Raw genomic sequence first — 19,409 nt, 5'->3', positions numbered from 1 at the left:
GGCGCTATGGAGACAATTCACTACATTCTGGACAACTGGGATTACCTCTTAACCCTGACGCTGCAGCATCTGTGGCTGGTGGCGCTGGCCGTAGGCTTAGCCATTCTCATCGGCGTCCCGCTGGGCATTCTGATTGTCCGCCACAGGTGGCTGGCAACGCCGGTGCTGGGGATAGCCACCATTGTGCTGACCATTCCGTCCATCGCCCTGTTTGGCCTGATGATCCCGCTGTTTTCGCTGATCGGTCAGGGTATCGGTGCCCTGCCCGCAATCACGGCGGTGTTTCTCTACTCGCTGCTGCCGATTGTACGTAACACCCATACGGCGCTCGACAGCCTGCCGCCTGGCCTGCGCGAAGCCGGGCGCGGCATTGGCATGACCTTCTGGCAGCGCCTGCGCTGGGTAGAGATCCCGATGGCGCTGCCGGTGATTTTCGGCGGGATCCGCACCGCCGTGGTGATGAATATCGGCGTGATGGCGATTGCCGCCGTGATCGGCGCGGGCGGTCTTGGCCTGCTGCTGCTGAATGGCATCGGCGGAAGCGATATCCGCATGTTGATTGCGGGCGCGCTGATGATTTGTCTTTTAGCGATTGTGCTCGACTGGCTGCTGCACCGTCTGCAGGTGGTTCTGACTCCAAAGGGGATTCGATAATGATAAAACTGGAAAACCTCACCAAACAATTTTCACAGAAGCGCGGCCAGACCTTTAAGGCCGTTGATAACGTCAGCCTGAACGTGCCGGAAGGGGAAATGTGCGTCCTGCTTGGCCCGTCCGGCTGCGGAAAGACCACCACCCTGAAGATGATTAACCGCCTCATTACCCCCAGCAGCGGAACGATCCTGATCAACGGTGAAGACACCAGCGGGATGGACACCGTCACACTGCGCCACAACATCGGCTACGTGATCCAGCAGATTGGCCTGTTTCCGAACATGACCATCGAAGAAAACATCACCGTCGTGCCGCGCATGCTGGGCTGGGATAAAGCCCGCTGCAAAACCCGCGCCGAAGAGCTGATGGATATGGTGGCGATGGATCCGCATAAGTTCCTCAACCGCTACCCGCGCGAGATGTCCGGCGGCCAGCAGCAGCGTATCGGCGTGATCCGCGCCCTGGCGGCGGATCCTCCGGTACTGCTGATGGATGAACCTTTCGGCGCGGTGGACCCGATCAACCGCGAGGTGATCCAGAACCAGTTCCTGGAGATGCAGCGCAAGCTAAAAAAAACCGTCATGCTGGTCAGCCACGATATCGACGAAGCCCTGAAGCTCGGCGACCGTATTGCGGTGTTCCGTCAGGGGAAAATCGTGCAGTGCGCCAGCCCGGATGAACTGCTGGCGAAACCGGCGAATGAGTTTGTCGGCTCGTTCGTCGGTCAGGACCGTACGCTGAAGCGTCTGCTGCTGGTATCGGCGGGCGACGTGACCGACCAGCAGCCGACCATAACGGTACAGGGCTCTACGCCGCTTCCCGACGCCTTTGCGACCATGGACGATAATGATATTCGCGCCGTGACGGTGGTCGACGAGCATGGCAAACCGCTGGGCTTTGTGAAGCGTCGCGAAGCGCGTCAGGCCAGCGGTACCTGCGCCGACATCCTGCATCCGTTTCGCATCACCGGCAAAGCGGAAGATAACCTGCGCGTGGTGCTTTCACGTCTGTATGAGAGTAATACCAGCTGGATGCCGATCGTGGATGAGGACGGGCGCTATAACGGCGAGATTTCTCAGGACTATATTGCCGAGTACCTGAGCTCCGGACGTACGCGTCGGGCGCTGAATATTCACAGCGACAGCTAACCTTTCTGGCCGGGCGTCGCCCGGCTTTTTCGCACGCATACCTTTTGCTAACCCCGCGATTTCCCGCCACAATATTGTATCGTTCCTGTTTACTCGCGACCCATGCAACGTCTTCATGCTTACCCCGACATCCGGGCAATGTTTCGCCGACTGCTGATTGCTACCGTCACCGGTGTACTGGCCGCGCTGGCCGTTGCGGTGTTTCGACACAGCATGTATTTGCTGGAGTGGCTGTTTCTCAGTAACGACAGCGGCAGCCTGGTGAATGCCGCCGCCGCGCTCGCTCCCTGGCGGCGTGCATTGACGCCTGCCCTGGGGGGGCTGGCGGCCGGGTTGCTGTTATGGGGATGGCAGCGAATGACCGCGCAGCGCCCTCACGCCCCCACCGATTACATGGAAGCGCTGGAGACCGGGGACGGTCAGTTTGACTACGGTGCCAGTCTGGTAAAATCCCTTGCCTCACTGCTGGTCGTGGCCAGCGGGAGTGCCATTGGTCGCGAAGGCGCGATGATCCTGCTTGCCGCCCTCGCCACCTCCTTTTTTGCCCGGCGCTTTACGCCGAAATCCGAGTGGAAACTCTGGATCGCCTGCGGCGCCGCGGCCGGGATGGCCAGCGCCTACCATGCTCCGCTAGCCGGAAGCCTGTTCATTGCAGAGATTCTGTTTGGCACGCTGATGCTGGCCTCGCTTGGCCCCGTGGTTATTGCTGCGGTGGTGGCGCTGCTCACGACGCATCTTTTAGCGCCCGGAGCCCTCACGCTCTATGACGTGCATCTGAGCGGCATATTCACCGCGGCAGATTATGCCCTGTTGCTCGCTATGGGTTTGCTGGCGGGCCTCTGCGGCCCACTGCTGATGTGGCTGATGACGTTCAGTCATGGGCTATTCCTGCGTCTCAAACTTTCACCACCGTGGCAACTGGCGCTCGGCGGTTTGATCGTCGGGCTGCTGTCCCTTTTGACACCTAAGGTGTGGGGGAATGGCTACAGCGTGGTTCAGGCTTTTCTGATCGCGCCCCCGTTGCTGTTGGTCATTGCCGGTGTGTTTATCTGTAAACTGCTGGCGGTGCTGGCCAGCAGCGGCTCCGGTGCGCCGGGAGGGGTATTTACGCCTACGCTGTTTGTCGGTATGGCGACAGGTATGCTGTTTGCTCAACTTTTCGCGCTGTGGTTACCGGGCTCTGAGACGGCGATTTTGCTGGGGCTGGCAGGGATGGCAACGTTACTCGCCGCAACCACACATGCGCCCATTATGTCGGCGCTGATGGTCTGTGAAATGACCGGGCAGTATTTTTTGCTGCCCGGTTTGCTGGTCGCCTGCGTGGTGGCGTCCGTTCTGTCGAGGACGTTACGCCACGACTCTATCTACGGTCAACACGCCACCGAGGGCAGAGAGATCGATGTATTGCGCTAACTCGCGCTGCTCTGCGCGGGGCAGGTACGGCAACTCACCGACCAAAGGCCCGGGCAGTTTTGTGCTCAGCACGTCGATGATTTCAGCGTAGTGCGCAAGTCCTGGGTTGATGCGGTTTGCCACCCAGCCAATCAACGGCAGGCCGTCATTGGCTATGGCTTGTGCCGTCAGCAGCGCATGGTTAATGCACCCTTCCTGGATACCCACAACCATCACCACAGGCAGCTGCTCCTGCACGACCCATTCAGACAGCGGGCGCAAATCATTCATCAGGCTGCGCCAGCCGCCCGTCCCTTCAACCACAACGTGATCAACCTTCCCGCTCAGGTTTGCCAGGCCATCAGACAGCAGGGGGTAATTAATCATACCGCTGTGCGCCACGCTGCTCTCCTCTTCGCTTAACGCAATTGGATTAACCGCGTCATATGTCAGCTCCAGCGACGAGACGCTTTGCAGCACCAGAGCGTCTTTATTACGCAATCCCTCTGGCGTCTCTTTACTGCCTTTTGCGACCGGTTTGTACCCTGCAACGCGTTTACCGCTTGCAGCCAGAGCCTGCAGTAATGCGCGGGATACGACTGTCTTGCCGACAGAGGTATCTGTACCAGTAACAAAGAAACGCTTAAGCATGACTCACTCCACCTCTTGGGTATGCTTCGAAAATATAAACCAGGTAAATAATTCAGTGGGGGAAGTCTACGGGATGCATGCGCTACCCGGCTTGAGATAGCGCAATTTTTCTTACATCTGCAGAAAAGAGTTAACCCTGTAACAGGCGGATCAACAGCGAGCCGTTATACATGGCATCTTTGACCAGCGCCGCACCTGCCATCGTGCCCTGGTTGGAGAATTGGGTACTTTCTACCGCAATATTCTTGCTGTACGCGGGGAGCGACTGCTGATGAATACAGGCCGAAATAGCCGGGAAGAGGATCTCCGCCGCCTGGCTGAGCGGCGAACCAATCAGGATTTTTTGCGGGTTGAAGAGATTCACCATAATAGCCAGAATGCGGCCAACGTTGTTACCTACGCCGGTAATAATGTCCTTCGCCAGGAGATCGCCCTGACGCGCGGCAGCGCAGAGGGAGTCCACCGTTAAGGGTTGTCCGTGTAGCGAAGAGCTCATGGACTGGCCGAGCCTCGCCTGCGCCAGTTCCAGCACGCTTTCCACGCTGGCAATCGTCTCCAGACAGCCATGGTTCCCGCAATAACAGCGTTTACCGTAAGGGTCGACCTGGGTGTGGCCGATTTCGACCAGACTACTGCTTCCGGCATGCAGAAGGCGTCCGTCGGTGATCACGCCCGCCCCGACGTTATGATCGATGACGACCTGAATGACGTCCCGCGCACCGCGTGACGCGCCAAACAGTGCCTCAGCCATCGTCCAGGCGCTGATGTCATGCTGAATATAGACCGGCACACCGGTATGGTTTTTCAGCACTTCACCCAGCGGCATCTCTTTGACATCGTCGTAAAACGGCATACGGTGAACAATGCCGTTTTCGGTATCAATAATGCCCGGCATGGTGATGGCTATCGCCGTTAAGCGTTCAAGCCGCTGCTGATGGCGGATAAAGAAGTTATCAATATGCGAGACAATCGCATCGAGGAGCGGTTCCTCAGCATTGAGCGGCAGTTCAAGCCGGTCTTCCACCACCAGTTTGCTGCTCAGGTCGCGCAGCGCAAGGAAGATTTCCCCCCGACTGATGCGCAGTGACAGGTAGTGCCACGCTTCCGTCTCGACCACCAGCCCGACCGCCGGACGGCCACGGCTGCCCGGCTCCTGGATCTCGGTCTCCTGAACCAGGTGGGCTTCCAGCATTTCGCGGACAATCTTGGTGATACTGGCAGGTGCCAGTTGTGCCAGGCGCGAAAGATCGATACGCGAAACCGGACCAAGCTGATCAATCAGGCGATACACCGCGCCAGCATTGGTCTGCTTAATCTGATCAATATGCCCTGGCTGACTATCAGCAACCACCTCGTACTCCCTTATTTTCGAGCTTCGAAATAAACTGTGGGCTATGGTGAAGCACTTCCATGTCCGTCGTCAAATATTTACTTAGCCATGTGATTTACTGCACATTTTTGCCCGTATTTCCCTATAAATATCGCCCGGCAGAGGCGCTAATTAACTGCTGTTTAAAACGCTGTGCGGCATGACTCTGTTCATGATGTTTTGACCATACCAGCCACATCTCTGAAACAGCGTCCTCTTCAGCGATGGTAACCCAGCGCATTTCGCGCAATTGTACCCGTTTAAAGGAGGCCGGAAGAATAGACACGCCCAGCCCGGCAGCGACCAGACCAATAATGGTCATCGCTTCCCCGACTTCCTGAGTAATAACCGGGGCAAGATCGTAGCGGCGCATCAAACCCAGAATATCATCATACAGGCCCGTCCCGACCTGCGGGTCAAAAAAGACAAACGGTTCTTTTGCCAGTTCTGCCAGCGTGACAGACGGACGCGAAGCCAGTGGATGATCGTGAGGGATCATCGCCATCAGCGGTTCGCGCAGGATCACCTGCCACGACAGCGTGTCCGGCAGTTGAGTGTTTCGCATCAGCCCCAGATCCAGCGAACCTTCATTCAGTGGCGCAATCTGTTCGCGGGTATTAATTTCGCGCGTCTGAATATGAACATCCGGAAAATGCCGGCGGAATGAGGAGAGCGTCTCCGAGACGGCGCTGATAAACGGTGCGGACGAGGTAAACCCGATCCGCAGTTCTCCGGTTTCACCGAGATACAGCCGTTCTGCCCGCGCCGCGGCCTCCTCGACCATACTCAGGATTTGTCTGCTATCGGCCAGAAACTGTTTTCCCGCCGCCGTCAGGCTTACGCTGCGGTTGGTGCGGGCCAGAAGACGCGCCCCAACCTGCTGCTCCAGGATCTGAATCTGCTGGCTTAGCGGTGGCTGAGAGATATTCAGTCTTGCCGCCGCGCGGCCAAAATGCAGTTCTTCGGCAACGGCAACAAAGTATCGGAGGTGACGCAGCTCAATATTCATATTTTTAAAGTATCATTTGAGATTATTAATATATTAGACAGAATATTTACATTTTCCTACTCTGATCGTGTGATCATACCCGTCACCAGAAATCACGGGGATGTTTAAGCAAGGAAACTGTGTGAGTCGTACAACTGCCATTGATATCGATCCGGCCAGAGATATCAATGATTTACCCGTAGCATCTCAGCCGGTTCAGTTCATTAAACGCGGTACACCTCAATTTATGCGCGTCACGCTGGCGCTCTTCTCAGCGGGTCTGGCAACGTTTGCATTGCTCTATTGCGTTCAGCCGATCCTGCCCGTTCTCTCTCACGAGTTTGGCGTATCGCCTGCCAGCAGCAGCATTTCGCTCTCAATTTCCACCGGGATGCTGGCAATTGGCCTGCTCTTTACCGGCCCACTTTCCGATGCCATCGGTCGCAAACCGGTGATGGTTACCGCGCTGATGCTGGCCTCGGTCTGTACGTTACTCTCGACCATGATGACCAGCTGGCACGGTATTCTGGTGATGCGCGCGCTGATTGGTTTATCGCTCAGTGGGGTTGCCGCTGTAGGGATGACCTACCTCAGCGAAGAGATCCACCCGAGTTTTGTTGCCTTCTCAATGGGGTTGTACATCAGCGGGAACTCCATCGGCGGGATGAGTGGACGCCTGCTGAGTGGGGTATTTACGGACCTCTTTAACTGGCGCATTGCGCTGGCTGTCATTGGCTGCTTCGCCCTTGCCTCTGCACTGATGTTCTGGAAAATTCTGCCGGAATCGCGCCATTTCCGCTCCACCTCGTTGCGCCCGAAAACGCTGTTTATCAACTTCCGTCTGCACTGGCGTGATAAAGGGCTGCCGCGCCTGTTTCTGGTCGGCTTCCTTCTGATGGGCTCCTTCGTCACGCTGTTTAACTATATTGGCTACCGCCTGATGCTCTCACCGTGGCATCTGAGCCAGGCCGTTGTCGGTTTGCTTTCTGTCGCTTATCTGACCGGAACATGGAGCTCCCCAAAAGCCGGAGCGATGACGGCACGCTTCGGGCGGGGACCGGTGATGCTGGTATTCACAGGCGTGATGTTACTCGGCCTGCTGTTGACGCTCTTCTCCTCCCTGTGGCTGATTTTTGCTGGAATGCTGCTCTTCTCCGCGGGATTCTTCGCCGCCCACTCGGTTGCCAGCAGTTGGATTGGCCCACGCGCCCGTCGGGCCAAAGGTCAGGCGTCGTCGCTTTATCTGTTCAGCTACTATCTCGGTTCCAGTATTGCCGGGACGCTCGGCGGCGTGTTCTGGCATAACTACGGCTGGAACGGCGTGGGCGGGTTTATCGCGCTGATGCTGTGCGCGGCGCTGCTGGTTGGCGCCAGTTTGCATAAACGTCTGCATTAACAATCCACCGCCTTCGTGTTTAAATCAAGCCGATGCTAATTTTTGTCATCGGCTGATTCAGACACGAGGACTTCATGAAAAACAACAACTACCAACAACTCACCCGCACCTTCCAGCGTCTCTCCCGATTCTCCCACCTCTCCTCTATCGCCAGTTGGGATATGTTCACCATGATGCCGCCAGGCGGCAGCGCTGCCCGTGGCGAGGCGCTGGCGGAGATAAGCGTCCTGCAACACCAGATCCTGACCGATAAAAAAGTCGGCGACCTGTTAGCGGCGGCGGCAGATGAAAATCTGAATGATATCGAACAAGCCAACCTGCGCGAAATGACGCGTCAATATCAGCAGGCCTCGCTGCTGCCAGAATCGCTGGTGGAAGCCAAATCCCTGGCGGGCAGCAAGTGTGAACACGCCTGGCGCACGCAGCGCCCCGCCAACGACTGGCAGGGCTTTTCTGCCAACCTGAAAGAGGTGGTCAAACTCAGTCGCGAAGAGGCTCGCCTGCGGGCCGAAGCCAAAGGCTGTACGCCGTACGACGCGCTGCTGGATATTTTTGAGCCCGACATGACCAGCGCGCGTCTGGACGTCCTGTTCGGCGATATGAAATCCTGGCTGCCGGACCTGCTGGCAAACGTGGTGGAAAAACAGGCTCAGCGTTCGTTTGTTCCACCGCAAGGCCCCTTCCCGACAGCAACACAGCGTGAGCTGGGGCTGGAAGCTATGCAGATGCTGGACTTCGATTTTAACGGCGGACGCCTGGACGTCAGTGCGCACCCGTTCTGCGGTGGCGTACCGGAAGATGTGCGAATTACCACGCGTTATGATGAGGATGAACTGCTGAGCGCGCTGTTTGGTGTGATTCATGAAACCGGGCACGCCCGCTACGAACAAAACCTGCCGCGAGCGTGGGCAGGACAGCCTATCGCTCTGGCACGCTCCACCGCCATCCATGAATCCCAGAGCCTGTTCTTTGAGATGCAACTCGGCCGCAGTGAGGCCTTCCTCAAACATCTCCTCCCTGCGGTGCACGCCCGCTTTGGCAGCCAGGCGGCGTTCAGCGAAGAGAACTTTATTGCCTGGAACCAGCGCGTGAAGCCGGGCTATATTCGCGTCGATGCGGACGAAGTGAGTTACCCGGCACATGTGGTGCTGCGCTATGAGATTGAGCGTGCGCTGATCAACGGCGAGATCGAGGTGGACGATATTCCCGCCCTGTGGGACGAGAAAATGCAGGCCTGGCTCGGATTATCCACGAAAGACAACTACCGCAACGGCTGCATGCAGGATATCCACTGGACCGACGGCGGTTTTGGCTACTTCCCGTCCTATACGCTGGGGGCCATGTATGCCGCGCAGCTGTTCCATGCGGCCAAAACGGCGCTTCCGGGTCTGCAGTCCTCCATCGCTGAAGGCGATTTTTCCGCGCTGTTTGACTGGCTGCGCCAGAACATCTGGCAGCACGGTAGCCGCTTTACCACGTCGCAGTTAATTACCCAGGCAACGGGTGAAGATCTGAATATCAGCTACTTCCGGGAACACCTGACCTCACGTTATCTGTAATTCTTTCAGCCGGAGCATGCTCCGGCTACCCCCTCGCCGAATTTGTTTAAGACTATGATTTAGCGCATACCGTTCCGATCACACCTGGTGTATTACTGCGCTTCCTTGTCAAATAATTAAACCGCTATCAGACAGGGATTAACAAAATAAAGGGATGAATGATGAAAGGCATAATGAAAACGATGTTGGCCATTGTGTGTGCGACGAGCTTAAGTACCTTCGCGGCCACGGATAACACACCACAAGACGCATTCAATGATATTACCCATTCACTGACAGATCTCCAGCCCATCACGTTTCAGGCTCCCGCGGAGCGATATAAGCTGCTGGTGTTTATTGATAATCAGTGCATTTACTGCAGCAATGTGGTGAAAAACGTTAAGCAGTATACGGATGCCGGGTTGACGATGTCGTTTCTGACCGTTGCGCCCAACGCCATTCGCGACTCGGTCATTGAAGATATGGGGCGCGTCTGGTGTTCAACCGATAAGGTCAAAAGCCTGCAAAAAGCGATGGCGGGATTTTTACCTGATAATGACACCACCGCAGCGTGCTCCGATTTGATCGTGCGGCAATCCGCGCTGGCTGAACGGTTGGGCGTGAGCATTACGCCAGTTATGGTAGTAATTGAGCCTGAGTCACGCACCATCATTGGCAGCCAGCCTCCGGCTGCGATTCTGGCTGCACTCAAAAAATAACGCAGGCCTGAACGGACAGCGGCGCAGGCCCTGTCCGTTCACCGTTTCCACCCTTTGTACATATGGTTACACAGCGATACCAATCACTCACGGAAACCTCGAATTTACAGGGATATAGTTATTTCAACGGCCCCGCAGTGGGGTTAAATGAAAAACCAAATTCGAGGGTATGAGAATGAATAAAGTATTAGCTCTGGTTGTTGCCGCTGCTATGGGTCTGTCTTCTGCTGCGTTTGCTGCTGAAACTACTGCAACCGCTGCACCGGCTGCCGCTCCAGCTGCAACCACTACCGCTGCTCCAGCAAAAGCAGTTCACCATAAGAAACATCATAAAGCAGCAATGAAAAAAGAAGCCGCTGCACCAGCAACCGCAGCACCAACCGAGCAAAAAGCTCAGGCTGCCAAAAAGCACCACAAAAAAGCCGCTAAACCGGCTGTAGAGCAGAAAGCGCAGGCCGCTAAAAAGCACCACCACAAAAAAGCGACCAAACCAGCTGTAGAGCAGAAAGCGCAGGCTGCTAAAAAGCACCACCACAAAAAAGCGACCAAACCAGCTGTAGAGCAGAAAGCTCAGGCCGCTAAAAAGCACCACAAAAAAGCAGTAAAACACGAAGCTGCTAAACCAGCTGCACAGCCAGCTGCGTAAGAGTACAAGCTTAATCGTGCCCTTCGGGGCACGTTGGTAAACCGGCGCTGAACCGGAACAGGTTCCGCGCCGTTTTTTTATCCGGAGGGCGTATGCTGCGACGCTATCGGTTTGAGCTGATCCTGATCCTGCTTATTTTATGCGCGCTCATCGCAAGCCATTTTTATCTTTCCTGATTGTAGCACGCTGATTTTACTCCCACTTTAGCGCTGTCCCGTCTATAGTATTTTCATAGGGTTCACTTTTAATAATCATAATTACCCCCACCAGAGTGTGATATGCGTAAATCTGTTGTGTTGTTACTGGGAACGTTTGGTCTTTTTTCTGGATTTTCACATGCGGATGATGGCGGTGATGACACCATTAGCGCGAAAGATCTAAAAACGCTTTTTTTCGGTCATGATGACCGGACTCGCGTCACCGATCCTACCCAGGCGCCCTGGGATGCAATAGGGCAACTGGAAACCGCCAGCGGTAACTTGTGTACCGCGACGTTGATCACCCCGCAGCTTGCCCTGACGGCCGGCCACTGTCTGTTGACACCGCCAAACGGTAAGCCAGACAAAGCGGTTGCCTTGCGGTTTGTGTCGCAAAAAGGAATCTGGCGCTATGAAATCCACGGTATTGAAGGCCGGGTTGACCCTTCTCTCGGCAAACGCCTGAAACCCGATGGTGATGGCTGGATAGTGCCACCGGCAGCCGCCTCATGGGATTTTGGCCTGATCATTTTGCGCTACCCGCCTTCAGGTATTACGCCGCTGCCGTTATTTGACGGAGATAAAGCCGCACTCACCGCCGCCCTGAAAGCTGCCGACCGCAAGGTGACGCAGTCAGGCTACCCTGTCGATCATCTGGATGCGCTTTACACTCACACCGACTGTGTTGTGACGGGCTGGGCACAAACCAGCGTGCTTTCGCATCAGTGCGATACGCTGCCAGGCGACAGCGGTTCACCGTTAATGCTGAAAACGGATAATGGCTGGCAATTGATTGGCGTCCAGAGTTCCGCGCCTGCGGCGAAAGATCGCTGGCGCGCAGATAACCGGGCGTTGTCTGTTACCGGTTTTCGCGACAAGCTGGAAGCGCTGGCGCAACAGTAAATCAGCACTGCCTGATCTGATGTAATTCTCTGATTGACTCAATTGGCATCGGCTGGCTGAACCAAAAACCCTGCAGTTGATCGCAGCCAGCCAGCCGTAGCAGTTTCATCTGTTTTTCGGTTTCCACCCCTTCCGCCACCACCGCCATGCCCAGCGCATTGGCGATCCGCACTGTGCCGCTGACCAGCGCTGCCGCCTGTTCATCGTTGCCCACCAGCCCGGCCAGTGATTTATCAATCTTAATGGTGTCGAAGTTAAAACGCCGTAAATATCCAATACTGGAATAGCCCGTGCCAAAATCATCCAGCGCCACCGCGGTTCCAAGCGCTTTAAGATTGGCTATTGCCATGCGGGCTCGCTCCGGGTTTTCCAGCACATAGGTCTCTGTTACCTCAAGCTGCAATCTGTTGGCCGGGAAACGCGTGGTCTCCAGCACACTGGCCACTTTGTCTTCAAATTCAGGATCGCGAAATTGTGCAGGAGAGATATTCACGGAGAGTTTTAACTCACTGAATGGCTCCAGATCCTGACAGGCCCGCTGCAAGACAAACTGGCCCAGTTTGTAAATCAAACCACTGGTCTCTGCAATGGTGATAAAGGTGTCCGGGTCAAGTGGCCCGCCCGGTCGACGCGGCCAGCGAACCAGCGCTTCGACACTGCCCATTTTCTGGCTGTGAGCGTCAATAATTGGCTGGTACCAGACCTCAAACTCATCGCGCTCCAGGCCGCTTCTGATCTGATTCTCAATCGCCAGCTTACGTTCACGGGTACTGTTCAGCGCCGCGTCGTAGTGGGTGATGCGCCCTTTTCCACTCATTTTGGCGTGATACATGGCAATATCCGCACGGCGAAACAACTCAGTACTGGTGCATTCGATCAGGGTGCCGCTGGCAATACCTATACTGGCGCCGATATGGATTGTGCGCTCCCCTAGCCGAATCGGGATGTTGAGAAAATCCAGCACCGAACGGGCAAACGCAGTGGCCTGCGCTTCCGCGCCATCACCACCGATGGTCATAGCAAATTCATCGCCGCCCATGCGTGCCAGCATCCCTCCCGGTGGGACGCGTTCATTCAGCGTTTTCGCTATCACTACAATGAGATCGTCACCCACGCTATGGCCGTAGATGTCATTGACATCCTTAAAGCCATCCAGATCGATAAACACCACGCTTTTGACGTCAATATCACCGCGTAAACTCACGCGATCCAGATCTTCGATCAGCGCACGTCGGTTCGGCAGATGGCTTAACCAGTCCGTTCTCGCGACCATACGCGCCTGATTTTCTCCACGCGCAAGTTTGTACAGCCCCACACCGCTCACCAGAATGAAGAGCAGGATCAGCGCCGACGCCAGCACCACAATCTGCGTAATATCAGACGATGCAGCCCGGGCGGCTTGCGCTCCCGGAAGACGAGCCTGCCAGTTCAGGTATCCCAGTAACTCTCCTGCTGAACTGCGCAGGGGCATACTCAGATTATTGATTTTTTCAGGGGTAAAATTGAGGTTATCAATCTGAAAGGTCGTCCCCAGATCGGATAATATTTTCGCGTTCAGATGACGCGTAATCACCAGATAGCGGCGTGTTCCATCGGTAACCTGTAAATCTCCAACCATCGGGCGAATCAGCCCTATCCCAATAAATGCAATGCCGTTACGCGTTCGGGTGATGCCCGCATAGATATTTTTATCACCGGGCAGTGCTTGTCCGTACTGGTTAATAAGCCCTTTGAAGCCTTTACCAAAAAAATCAAGGTTCGTCTCTTTGAACGGTTGGCTTTGAAACGATCCCCAGATGACATTGAAGTGTTCATCAAGCACGAAAGTGCCGTCATAAAGGTTGTTAATTTTAAAGCCAGCGCCCCAGGTGTTATACAGCCAGTTGGGATCCAGAGTTGGACGGTACGTCTCGTGTACCGCATCGTCCCAGACAGCGTTATCCAGGACCAGAGAGGAGACTCGGTTGACGGATGTCTGAATGGCACCCTGCACGGAAAGTGCCGAACGGTGTTCGTCAATTTCATTGGTTTTCGTGCTGATAAGGTGCAGGGATAGATAGAGCAGTGCCACAATGGAAATGATTAAGCCGATCCCCGCGATGAAGACCATGGCAAACAATGTTCTCGCAGTAGGAATATTGCGCCAGCTCAATGTGCGATACATCAGCCATCCTCTTCAATGTTATGCTTTTCTAAGAGTACTACAGGCAGCGAATTTCGCTGCCTGTAAATAATGGCTGTCAGTATATCAGGCGAGTTTTATCATGATCATACCAGCAAGCAGTAATATCAATCCTACCCAGCCTTTGTTATTTAAACGCTGACCGAAGAGCACCCAACCTGCTGCCAGCGTGGCGGCGATACCAAACCCTCCCCACAGCGCATAGGCAACAGAAAGGTCGATTCCTTTTACCGCCTGGGACAGGGCACTGAACGCCCCCAGAACCGCCGCAATCGACATCAGTCCGTACACTTTACGGCGAAAACCATCCGAGAATTTCAGCAGGACGTTAGCCAGAATTTCCAGCACGATGGCAAAACCCAGCCAGGCCGCATGAACCCATTCAAACTGTTGCATGGTTCTGCTCCTTCTGCTGTTTTGTCGGCTTACGAGTACCCGATTTAATCAGCACAATACCCGCAACCAGGGTCGTTAACCCGGCAACCTTCATCGTGGAGAGCGTTTCGTCAAATATCATGACGCTGAACAGTGTAATCAGCAAAATACCGATCCCCTCCCATAGGGCATAGGCCACACCCAGCGCAATTTTTTTTACTGCAAATGAGAGGAAAATATAGGAAAGTGAAATCATCACCAGCATTAAAATAAAACCGGTGTTGCCATCGCTGACACTTGCCCATTTCATCGACAACGTGCCGGTAATTTCAGCGATAATAGCCAGAGCTAATAAAATCCAGTAAAACATGTTTTTCTCCTGCTTGAGAATATAATCCATCGTGGCCCGCCGCGAACAGCAAACCAAAAAATATGAAATTAAATCGGACAGCTAAGCGCGTAGCGCCAGCTCAGGCAGAAGATGTGACTATAGTGCGGTGCGCCAGTGTTGCTCACCAGAAAGCAGGCAGAAGGAAGAGGAAAATACAGCAGTATTGTTTGAAAAGTACGTCCTGAACAAATTGTCCATAAAATTACAATTATCCGCGGTGTTGCTTCTCGTCTTTGCGGATCAAAATTGTCCTCGGTAGTTAAACACGCCAGATTTGTACCATAAGTCAGGATTTTACTCAAAGTCTTTGCAATTCTTTACCCACCCCGTTTGATTTTGGTTACTTTATTACAGCGGGTTTCGCATTTATTATAAATAAAAAGATTATTCCGGAGTCACCATGGCTAAACCCATCATTACCCTGAACGGGTTAAAAATTGTCATCATGCTGGGCATGCTGGTGATCATTCTGACAGGCGTTCGTTTTGCCGCCGACATCATTGTCCCCTTTATTCTGGCGCTGTTTATTGCGGTGATCCTTAACCCGCTGGTACAGCGCATGACACGGTTACGCATCCCGCGCGTGCTGGCGATCACCCTGCTTATCAGCATCATTATTATTGCGATGGTTCTGCTCGTCGCTTATCTGGGGACGTCGCTCAATGAACTGGCGCGAACATTGCCGAAATACCGTTCGTCACTGGCGATACCGCTCCTGCAAATTGAACCCTGGCTGCAGCGTGCAGGCATAGAAGTCTCGGTTGAGGAGCTCCTGAAATATATCGATCCCAACGCGGCCATGACGCTTGTCACCAGTCTGCTGGCGCAACTCTCCAATGCCATGACCTCTATTTTCCTGCTGTTCTTAACGGTGGTGTTCATGTTGCTGGAGGTGCCGCAGCTTCCCACAAAGCTGCAGCAGATCATGGTTCGTCCGGTTGAAGGTATGGGGGCAATTCAGCGCGCGCTGGACAGCGTTTCCCGCTATCTGGTGTTAAAAACGGCCATTAGTCTGGTCACAGGAGGGGTGGTCTGGGGAATGCTCATGGCGCTGGATGTCCGCTTTGCATTTGTCTGGGGACTGCTGGCGTTTGCGCTGAACTACATCCCTAACATCGGCTCCGTGCTGGCAGCAATCCCGCCTATTCTTCAGATGCTGGTTTTCAGCGGGTTCTATGACGCGTTGATTCTGCTGGCTGGATATCTGGTGATTAATCTGGTGTTCGGCAACATTCTTGAGCCACGGATGATGGGGCGTGGACTGGGGTTGTCCACACTGGTGGTCTTTTTGTCCCTTATTTTCTGGGGCTGGCTGCTCGGCCCCGTTGGGATGCTGCTTTCCGTTCCGCTGACCATCATTGTGAAGATTGGCCTGGAACAGACGGCTGGCGGGCAAAGTATCGCGGTGCTGCTGAGCGATATGAGCCATCAATAACGGTCACGCTATCATCGACAGGATCGGCTTGCCGATCCTGCCACCTTCACGGTACGCACTTAGCGCCCTCTGCCATTCCGTCAGAGGGTACACCGTGGCATGGCTGTACTGGCTACCACGCAACTGAGGCCAGATGCGTTCGAACTCGGCATGCCACGCCTCCACGCTGAGGGCATCGAGATAGTTGCGAATATGAAACCATGCCACGCGCGGCATGGGGCGCTGCTGACGGAAGGTTTGCCCGGAGAGCAGTCCGTAGCAAACAAACATGCCCTGCTCGGGCATCACGTTGAGAATAGCTTCCGCAAGCGCTCCTCCGGTCGCATCGTAAACAACATCGGCACACGCAGCGATAGCGCCGATTCTCTTCGTATCCTGTTGCGCGACGGGAATGATCCCCATCGCATCCAGCCTTTCAGCATGTACAGGTGAACGGTGAATACCGTATACCGCTTGTGCTCCCCTCTGACGCGCCCACTGCCCGAGCAGAATGGCACAGTCAGAACCGGCAGCCGTGAGCAACACCCGCTTTCCCTGTGGTGGATAGTGAGCGAGCATCATCTGCGCCGCCAGCGGATTGATATAGGCCCGTGCGGCCAGGCGTGAGTCGATATTGTCCGGAACCGGGATCGTATACTCAGCCGGGCAATCAACATAGCGCTGCCAGGTTCCCTGCCCCCGTAAGGGTAAGACGCGCTTGCCCACCAGCCCCGTGAAGGGGGCTGGTGCCTGGGTCACAATCCCGACGCCTTCATACCCTGCCACCGCCGGTAGCGGCGTCCGGTGGCGATAGGCCCCGGTAATGGGGATAAGATCGGACGCGTTCACCGGGGAAAACAGCATTTGCACACGAATATGACCTGGAGCAAGCTCGCCCAATGGCGCTGTTTCCGGCTGCAGAACAGAATCTGGCTCGCCAAAACGTCGATACCAGAGGGCCAGGTTTTCCATTACGATCTCACGGCTAATTACAGAATGGCTACTCGCGCCAGCCCATTGCCGGTGCGACATGTTTGAGAATGGACTCAATCACGTGCGCATTGTAATCCACACCAAGTTGATTCGGCACGGTCAATAATAACGTATCGGCTTCGGCAATCGCGTCGTCCTTTTTCAACTGTTCAATCAGCTTGTTAGGCTCTGCGGCATAGCTACGTCCGAAGATCGCACGCGTTTTCTCATCAAGATAACCGACGCTATCGCTGTCGCTCCGGCTGGAGCCGAAGTACATCCGATCGCGATCGTCCATCAGCGCAAAAATACTGCGGCTAACCGAGACTCGTGGCTGACGCGTATGCCCCGCTTCCGCCCACGCCTGACGGTAAGCGCGGATCTGTTTTGCCTGCTGAATATGGAACGGCTCACCGGTTTCATCGTCTTTTAAGGTAGAACTTTGCAGGTTCATTCCCAGTTTTGCCGCCCACACTGCCGTCGCATTCGAACCGGCGCCCCACCAGATACGCTCGCGCAAACCGGCGGAATAAGGTTCAAGGCGCAGCAACCCCGGCGGGTTCGGGAACATAGGTTGTGGATTCGGTTTTGCAAAACCTTCTCCACGCAATACCTCAAGCAGTACCTCGGTATGGCGGCGTGCCATATCAGATTCGTTTTCCCCTTCCTGCGGGACATAGCCAAAATGACGCCAGCCATCAATAACCTGCTCCGGGGAACCCCGGCTGATGCCAAGCTGCAAACGCCCACCTGAGATCAGATCCGCGGCTCCAGCATCCTCTGCCATGTACATCGGGTTTTCATAGCGCATATCAATGACGCCAGTACCGATTTCAATGGTTTTCGTTTTGGCGCCTATTGCGGCCAGCAGGGGGAACGGGGAGCTCAACTGCCGGGCAAAGTGGTGCACACGGAAATACGCGCCGTCTGCACCCAACTCTTCGGCCGCCACGGCCAAATCAATGGACTGAAGCAATGTATCCGCTGCTGAACGCGTACCGGACTGCGGTGAAGGTGTCCAGTGACCAAACGACAGAAACCCGATCTTTTTCATAACGATTTATCCTGATGGGACTTTGCATCTCACCTACTTTACGCATTACCCGGTGAGAATAAATGCCGTTTATTTAACGGAATGATTCAAATAAATTGACTGAATTGAGGGGTTCGTCATTACGCTCCATAATGGGATATAATATCCCCCACTCTTTTCATGGCAGGTAAAACCGGCAATGGCTTTGATCCCTAAAAACTACGCGCGGCTGGAAAGCGGCTATCGCGAAAAAGCATTAAAAATCTATCCATGGGTGTGTGGTCGCTGCTCGCGAGAGTTTGTTTATTCCAATCTGCGTGAACTCACGGTTCACCATATCGATCACGACCATACCAACAACCCGGAAGATGGCAGCAACTGGGAACTGTTGTGCCTGTTCTGCCATGACCATGAACACTCGAAATACACCGAAGCGGATCAGTACGGTACCACCGTGGTTGCAGGGGAAGACGCGCAAAAAGACGTGGGCGTTGCCACGTTTAACCCGTTTGCCGATTTAAAAGCGATGATGAATAAGAAGAAATAATATCGCACCGCCCATACCAGCCGTATGGGCGATTCTCGGGGCAGTGTGACAGCAGGCCGCCCCTTCTGTTTTACGCCGTCGTCAACGCAAAACGGTCTTTCAGCATACTGGAGATTTCTTCCTCCGCCAGTTGCTGTATTTCAACCCCATCCGCAGTGATCGTCTTCAGCACATCGCCCAGTAAAATCTCACGTCCTTCCGGGCGATGCTGCACCACCACCAGCTTCTGGACAAAGATGGCATCCGGATGCGTGGAGTTAAGGTAGTTGGCCGGAACGAAATCAATCCATTCCTGAGGCGTGAGATCAAAGCCGTATTGACGGGCCCATTCCCCCTCCACTTTTGCCTGAAGCAGATATTCGCCCTCTGCGCTACGGCTAAGCCGAAACGTGTCGAAATCCTGGGTGATATCGACATCAAGCGTGTCCAGCGCCATCGGTGCACGGATGCCGTAGCTGCCGAACCCGAGATCGCAAAGCCACTGTCGACTATCTACCTCAGCGATGAGCGCCATGTGGGTTTTCGGTCGTCGCGCAGGGTAGAACATCGGGCGTGCCGCCACGAAACGGTAAGGAATACCTACCGCCTCCAGCGCCATGGCAAAAAGACCGTTCACCTCATAGCAGTAACCGCCGCGCCCCTGCGTTAACACCTTATCGGCAATATCGTCTGGTGCCAGCGAGACAATTTTGCCCGCCTGCACGTCCAGATTTTCAAAGGGAACTGAAAAGAGCTGATGACGCATAAGCGCATGTAACGTGGCCGTATCGGCAGCCACCGGTCCGGTGTAGTTTATGCGTTTGAAATAAGTAGAGATGTTGAAATTATTGCTCTGCATAATGCCTCCTTGTCCTGAACATGTCGGACACTATAGATGGCGCGCATCATTGGCTG

Annotated in this window: 19 protein-coding genes; 10 read left to right on the top strand and 9 right to left on the bottom strand. The window is 54.8% G+C overall.

The features are described 5' to 3' along the window. Window positions 1-6: 6 nt before the first annotated feature. The 3 genes from osmW to clcB all read left to right on the top strand — a co-directional run bounded on the left by osmW (window position 7) and on the right by clcB (window position 3,215). Window positions 7-654, top strand: a complete 648-nt coding sequence (gene osmW / locus LCD46_10065) for an osmoprotectant ABC transporter permease OsmW (GenBank protein ID UOY72626.1) — start codon at window positions 7-9, stop codon at window positions 652-654. Further along, window positions 654-1,802 carry an osmoprotectant ABC transporter ATP-binding protein OsmV gene (gene osmV, locus LCD46_10060; GenBank protein UOY72625.1) on the top strand — a complete coding sequence of 383 codons (1,149 nt, stop codon included), beginning with the start codon at window positions 654-656 and terminating at the stop codon, window positions 1,800-1,802. The genes osmW and osmV overlap by 1 nt, the downstream gene beginning before the upstream one ends. A gap of 102 nt (window positions 1,803-1,904) precedes the next feature. Then, window positions 1,905-3,215: a voltage-gated ClC-type chloride channel ClcB gene (gene clcB, locus LCD46_10055; protein ID UOY72624.1), complete on the top strand. Its 1,311-nt coding sequence runs from the start codon at window positions 1,905-1,907 to the stop codon at window positions 3,213-3,215. Here the strand turns inward: clcB and bioD are convergent. From bioD to LCD46_10040, 3 genes are all read right to left on the bottom strand, one after another. Further along, a complete protein-coding gene (gene bioD / locus LCD46_10050) occupies window positions 3,150-3,845 on the bottom strand; it encodes a dethiobiotin synthase (protein UOY72623.1) in 696 nt (231 codons plus the stop codon). The two genes, clcB and bioD, sit on opposite strands and share 66 nt — an antisense overlap. Before the next feature lie 130 nt (window positions 3,846-3,975). Continuing rightward, complete coding sequence (locus LCD46_10045; GenBank protein ID UOY72622.1) at window positions 3,976-5,196, bottom strand: ROK family protein; 1,221 nt, start codon at window positions 5,194-5,196, stop codon at window positions 3,976-3,978. 121 nt (window positions 5,197-5,317) lie between these two features. After that, a complete protein-coding gene (locus LCD46_10040) occupies window positions 5,318-6,223 on the bottom strand; it encodes a LysR family transcriptional regulator (GenBank protein UOY72621.1) in 906 nt (301 codons plus the stop codon). Window positions 6,224-6,344: 121 nt separating this feature from the next. On the opposite strand from LCD46_10040, the gene LCD46_10035 reads away from it, so the two are divergent. The 5 genes from LCD46_10035 (at window position 6,345) to LCD46_10015 (ending at window position 11,601) form a co-directional block, all read left to right on the top strand. Next, window positions 6,345-7,598: an MFS transporter gene (locus tag LCD46_10035; protein ID UOY72620.1), complete on the top strand. Its 1,254-nt coding sequence runs from the start codon at window positions 6,345-6,347 to the stop codon at window positions 7,596-7,598. 74 nt (window positions 7,599-7,672) lie between these two features. Next, on the top strand, window positions 7,673-9,157 hold the full coding sequence (locus LCD46_10030) for a carboxypeptidase M32 (GenBank protein ID UOY72619.1): 1,485 nt from the start codon (window positions 7,673-7,675) through the stop codon (window positions 9,155-9,157). Between the two features lie 173 nt (window positions 9,158-9,330). Beyond that, on the top strand, window positions 9,331-9,855 hold the full coding sequence (locus LCD46_10025) for a thioredoxin fold domain-containing protein (protein UOY72618.1): 525 nt from the start codon (window positions 9,331-9,333) through the stop codon (window positions 9,853-9,855). 175 nt (window positions 9,856-10,030) lie between these two features. After that, window positions 10,031-10,501 carry an acid resistance repetitive basic protein Asr gene (gene asr, locus LCD46_10020; GenBank protein ID UOY72931.1) on the top strand — a complete coding sequence of 157 codons (471 nt, stop codon included), beginning with the start codon at window positions 10,031-10,033 and terminating at the stop codon, window positions 10,499-10,501. A gap of 278 nt (window positions 10,502-10,779) precedes the next feature. Beyond that, window positions 10,780-11,601: a serine protease gene (locus LCD46_10015; GenBank protein ID UOY72617.1), complete on the top strand. Its 822-nt coding sequence runs from the start codon at window positions 10,780-10,782 to the stop codon at window positions 11,599-11,601. 1 nt (window position 11,602) lies between these two features. Here the strand turns inward: LCD46_10015 and LCD46_10010 are convergent, their stop codons facing one another. From LCD46_10010 to mdtJ, 3 genes are all read right to left on the bottom strand, one after another. Beyond that, window positions 11,603-13,765: a bifunctional diguanylate cyclase/phosphodiesterase gene (locus LCD46_10010; protein UOY72616.1), complete on the bottom strand. Its 2,163-nt coding sequence runs from the start codon at window positions 13,763-13,765 to the stop codon at window positions 11,603-11,605. Window positions 13,766-13,849: 84 nt separating this feature from the next. After that, on the bottom strand, window positions 13,850-14,179 hold the full coding sequence (gene mdtI / locus LCD46_10005) for a multidrug/spermidine efflux SMR transporter subunit MdtI (GenBank protein UOY72615.1): 330 nt from the start codon (window positions 14,177-14,179) through the stop codon (window positions 13,850-13,852). After that, entirely contained in the window at window positions 14,166-14,528 is a 363-nt protein-coding gene (gene mdtJ / locus LCD46_10000) for a multidrug/spermidine efflux SMR transporter subunit MdtJ (GenBank protein UOY72614.1), read from the bottom strand. Before mdtJ ends, mdtI begins: the two co-directional genes overlap by 14 nt. 421 nt (window positions 14,529-14,949) lie before the next feature. On the opposite strand from mdtJ, the gene LCD46_09995 reads away from it, so the two are divergent. Further along, window positions 14,950-15,984 (top strand): AI-2E family transporter, encoded by a 1,035-nt coding sequence (locus LCD46_09995; protein UOY72613.1) that lies wholly within the window; start codon window positions 14,950-14,952, stop codon window positions 15,982-15,984. Window positions 15,985-15,987: 3 nt separating this feature from the next. Here LCD46_09995 and LCD46_09990 read toward each other — a convergent pair whose 3' ends face one another. Both LCD46_09990 and LCD46_09985 read right to left on the bottom strand, forming a co-directional pair. Next, a complete protein-coding gene (locus tag LCD46_09990) occupies window positions 15,988-16,935 on the bottom strand; it encodes a zinc-dependent alcohol dehydrogenase family protein (GenBank protein UOY72612.1) in 948 nt (315 codons plus the stop codon). Between the two features lie 28 nt (window positions 16,936-16,963). Continuing rightward, on the bottom strand, window positions 16,964-17,989 hold the full coding sequence (locus LCD46_09985) for an LLM class flavin-dependent oxidoreductase (protein UOY72611.1): 1,026 nt from the start codon (window positions 17,987-17,989) through the stop codon (window positions 16,964-16,966). 178 nt (window positions 17,990-18,167) lie between these two features. Between LCD46_09985 and yajD the strand changes: the two genes are divergently transcribed. Beyond that, window positions 18,168-18,515, top strand: coding sequence for an HNH nuclease YajD (gene yajD, locus LCD46_09980; GenBank protein ID UOY72610.1), 348 nt, complete (start codon window positions 18,168-18,170; stop codon window positions 18,513-18,515). Window positions 18,516-18,585: 70 nt separating this feature from the next. Here the strand turns inward: yajD and LCD46_09975 are convergent, their stop codons facing one another. After that, window positions 18,586-19,353 carry an arylamine N-acetyltransferase gene (locus LCD46_09975; protein UOY72609.1) on the bottom strand — a complete coding sequence of 256 codons (768 nt, stop codon included), beginning with the start codon at window positions 19,351-19,353 and terminating at the stop codon, window positions 18,586-18,588. Window positions 19,354-19,409 lie beyond the last annotated feature (56 nt).

This window comes from Enterobacter ludwigii (genome assembly GCA_023023105.1).
In the GTDB taxonomy this organism is placed as follows: Bacteria; Pseudomonadota; Gammaproteobacteria; order Enterobacterales; family Enterobacteriaceae; genus Enterobacter; species Enterobacter adelaidei.
The sequence above is the reverse complement of the archived record's forward strand: the minus strand, read 5'-3'. Positions and strand labels throughout refer to the sequence as shown.